Annotated in this window: 5 protein-coding genes; 3 read left to right on the plus strand and 2 right to left on the minus strand. The window is 55.8% G+C overall.

The genetic code is table 11. The features are described 5' to 3' along the window. Positions 1–61 precede the first annotated feature (61 nt). Positions 62–1,375, minus strand: a complete 1,314-nt coding sequence (locus tag KP708_RS15290; RefSeq protein ID WP_215757225.1) for a hypothetical protein — start codon at positions 1,373–1,375, stop codon at positions 62–64. Positions 1,376–1,468: 93 nt separating this feature from the next. On the opposite strand from KP708_RS15290, the gene KP708_RS15295 reads away from it, so the two are divergent. Continuing rightward, entirely contained in the window at positions 1,469–1,951 is a 483-nt protein-coding gene (locus tag KP708_RS15295; protein WP_215751376.1) for a hypothetical protein, read from the plus strand. A gap of 206 nt (positions 1,952–2,157) precedes the next feature. Here the strand turns inward: KP708_RS15295 and KP708_RS15300 are convergent, their stop codons facing one another. Further along, on the minus strand, positions 2,158–2,679 hold the full coding sequence (locus KP708_RS15300) for a helix-turn-helix domain-containing protein (protein WP_371822799.1): 522 nt from the start codon (positions 2,677–2,679) through the stop codon (positions 2,158–2,160). Positions 2,680–2,875: 196 nt separating this feature from the next. Between KP708_RS15300 and KP708_RS15305 the strand changes: the two genes are divergently transcribed. After that, on the plus strand, positions 2,876–3,094 hold the full coding sequence (locus KP708_RS15305; protein WP_215751377.1) for a hypothetical protein: 219 nt from the start codon (positions 2,876–2,878) through the stop codon (positions 3,092–3,094). Positions 3,095–3,321: 227 nt separating this feature from the next. Continuing rightward, positions 3,322–3,614, plus strand: a 293-nt coding sequence (locus KP708_RS15310) for a hypothetical protein (RefSeq protein ID WP_215757226.1), incomplete at its 3' end; no start/stop codon positions are given.

Genomic DNA, 3,614 nt, shown 5'->3' on the forward strand with positions numbered 1-3,614 from the left:
CCTCACCCGGCCCGTCTCCTACACCGTTCCATACTTGCGCATAGCCACGCTCAACAGCCTCTTACCATTCTGCCTCGAACTCAGATCGGGCGGACGGGGAAATGTATTGCAGAACCCCATTAACCATTTCCTCAAACTGCTGCGCCATGAAGCCTACCATTTCCCCGACACTCTGAACGCAGGCTTGCAGCCGGTTCTTCCGGGCAACTGTCAGGCCCTCAGCTAACCACCAGCGCCAGTCCCCTGACGTGCTGACGTTATAGGTCGCCTCATTGCGCACCCATGCCCGCTTGAGAGTGTCAAAGTCCTCTCGAAGTGCTGCAATCGCCTCAGCTTTTGCCTTCTCAATCGCTACTTCCGGCTCCTGTAGCGCTTGGCTTCGCTCCTCAACCGCCAGCGCAGCACTGGACACCTCTGCCAAGGCCTCCCGCACAGGCAGGGCAGTTAAACGCCATGCCGCCCGCAACTCCTCACGTCGTGCCTCTGGCATATCTTTGGCTGCCCACCACCCCAGCCGGTCAGGTACTTTCGGTGACGGGCAAACCCTGCGAACCTCACCGCCCCGGAATGCCGCAGCAAACTGGTTTGAGCCAGCCCGAACCTCCTGCGCCTTCTGCTCCCGTTCCGCAAAGGCCGCTTCCCGCTCTGCCAGAGCCTCTTCCCGCCTCCGAAGATCAGCCTCTTTCTGCTCGGCAATCCGGGCATACAGGTCAGCATTTTGATGAACGGCACCCGTCTCTATTTTCGGTTTTCCGCGCTCTAGACGGCGATCCAGCCTCTCCCGCGCCCAACGTGCCCAACTGGACTGCATAGCAGCCCCAGAGGTCTTTAAATCAGGCTCTAGGGCACGTTCAGAGGCCAATAGCTCCTCCTTCGCCTTCCGACACGAAATAACCGGCTTGGACTTCCCGCTTTTGTGCCGTTGTTCCCGGACTGGCGACATGAACACATCAACCACCCCGGAGCCTTTTTCGTCGGTGTCATAGCGCAGCCCCCAGACGGCACCGGCACCACCCCAACTTTCGGCCCATGCCTTCGCTTCATCGACGAGCTGCTGCACCCTCGGATTAGCCGCGTCATGTGGGTCTCCGGTTTCGGCCAGCCATTCAGGACTGACCACCACCTTGAACTCCATCCCGAGATCCGCACCCTTCCGCTCACTGGCACCAGTGGCCCGCTTGTGCGCCTTGAACGCTTTCACGTAATCCGTGGGGCCTTCCGCCTTGCTCCACGCTATCGGATCACTGTCCCGAACGTGTCGTTTCTGGGAGACCGGATCGAGACGCTTGGCGTGATATTCCGTTGAGAGGATTCCACCTCGACCCGTCCCGATGGACTTGAGAGCACCCGCACGAACCGCCGCGAAAATTGCCACCTGTCATTCCTTCCTGCTATGCAAGAAGTAACACACTACCGATTGACCCTAAAGGGCCGCTCCGCTTCAATCCGTGTGCAAGGGGAAACCCCCTTGACCCCTTCCGATTACCCACGAGAAATTCGGTACGACATGACCCCCATCGAGCGCGCCCGTGCACTGCGTCGGGACTATGACGATCTGACCCGACAAGCACAGGAAACCGGCCACTACTCCGACCCACCGGCGGAGATGGTGGCATCCCCGTCCCTACCATCGGTCGATCACTGGCAGATCGTCAGGATTCCGAATGTCGGCCCGGTTCTGGCAGGATGGGCGCGATCTCATCCAGTGCTCGGCCCGTCTGACTGCTGGTTCGTCTCAACACCACTGGAACGCATCGACCCGGCCGGAAAATGGGCATGGTCAAAGAACCACCTGTTCCGGCTGCTCCGACCGGCTGACCCACTCAAAGAGGCCGAGCGATGGGCGGGAACGCTCAACAGTCCTCGTGAAGCTACGTCCAACCACATAGAGCATTCAGAAGATTGGAATGAAGCAGAAGCCTACGACCAGTCAGGACTTGCGGCCTTCTAGGTGAGGCTCTGCCGGTCTCGCTGCCGCCTCACTTCATACCCCTTGAGCAAATCCCCTCTTGCCCGGTTTTTCCGTCCTTCCAAGGCCGGAGCGAGCGCAGCGCGGGAGCGGCGTAGCCCGCCCGTCAGGGCGTCCGGACATGCGTTTGCACTCAGGTCAGACTGGCTTGCACTTAGGTCAGAATGAGGTCTTGCACTTAGGTGCCGTCAGGTGGCTTTCGCTTCCTTCAGACACCATGCGACCATCTCCGCATGGGTCATCTGGGGGGGCTGAAAGACTCTTTCAGGTCTTAAAAAAGAACTAGAAGGACGTTCCTGTGCAGGTCTTGCACTTAGGTGAGCACGCACTGTCCGCATGAAGTTCCGGGCCGCCTGCGCCACCTGCTGGAGTGCCGACAGAACGATCTCATATGCGTTCGATGTCCGCACCCGCTTCCCAAGCTGGCGATCATACTGATAGCGGGGCGTGTGCTTCACGATGCCGAGCGCATAGGCCCGATTCAGAGCATTGATAACCGTCCGGCGGCTGGCGCCTGACTTCTCTGCCATTGCTTCGTGACTAGGGAACATAGCCCCATCGTCCCCCATGAACTCCGGCAGAACCGCCAGCGCATGTGCTTCCCCAAGAGTCAGCTTACCTTCCGACCGGAAACGACGAAGCATGGCCTGAAACCGGCGGATAATCTGCCATTTTGTCATGGGACGGGAGGTCTTGGAAGTAATGGCCACTGTCTATCCTCACTCGGACTGGCCATCTTCTCTTGAGGGGAACCCCGGAAACGGGTTATCGTTCACCTCGGAAAGCTGACCCGTCCACTGCTACTGGCGGGTTAAGCTGAAAGGTCGGAGTTCGCTGCTCCGGCCTTTCGCCGTTTATGGGGACAGTGTTTTCCCATTTCTGAAAAAACGCAATGGGATATGAAAAATGAAATCGCCATTAGAACTGCAAGGGATAGCCAAAGCAGGCGCCAGCATCAAAATGTCCGCTAAAGGAAGAAGTAGTCTGGAACTGCAAGGAATTGCGAAAAGCATTCAAGCCGGTGGGTCATTAACTATCACTGATGCAGATACAAAATCGCCCCTAGAATTGCAGGGAATAGCTCACGCAGGCGCAGGAAAAGTCATCTTCGATTTTACGGCTTAATCCCACCCAGACGCCCTGACGGGCGGGCTACGCCGCTCCCGCGCTGCGCTCGCTCCGGGTCTGTTCTGCTCTGTGCTATGCTCATCTGCTTGCTCAGAGGACAAGGAGTATTTTAGCCACTAAAATACTTCTGATGTTGCTCTGGAGCGGTGTAAAAGCCGCCCCATTTTCGTGACATCTAACATTACCATATTTGGTTAAGTATTTTGATAAGAGGAAATTATACAGTGCTTACTGACAAAGAAATTAACGATGCCAAAATTGGCTTCAAGTACCAACATCCATCAGACATTCTTCACGAGCATGAAGACTGTATTAGGATGGCGTATGAATGGTTAGATGCTCAGACAACAATAAAAACAAAACCAAAACACAGTAGAGCTCTAAAGCATATTATAGAAAAATGGGCAGGAAGATATATATCTCAATCAGACGTAGAAATAGCTGCTTATTTACATCCAAAAATAACAGGGAAATACCCAAATTTTAATTTAAGCGCCAAGTTTACACGCCCACTAGA

The sequence above is a fragment of the Gluconobacter sp. P5H9_a genome, from assembly GCF_018812085.1.
Classification (GTDB): domain Bacteria; phylum Pseudomonadota; class Alphaproteobacteria; order Acetobacterales; family Acetobacteraceae; genus Gluconobacter.

Bases quoted from the DNA above. Each gene is read 5' to 3' on its own strand.
- KP708_RS15305 (WP_215751377.1), top strand. From the start codon at position 2,876: ATGAAATCGCCATTAGAACTGCAAGGGATAGCCAAAGCAGGCGCCAGC.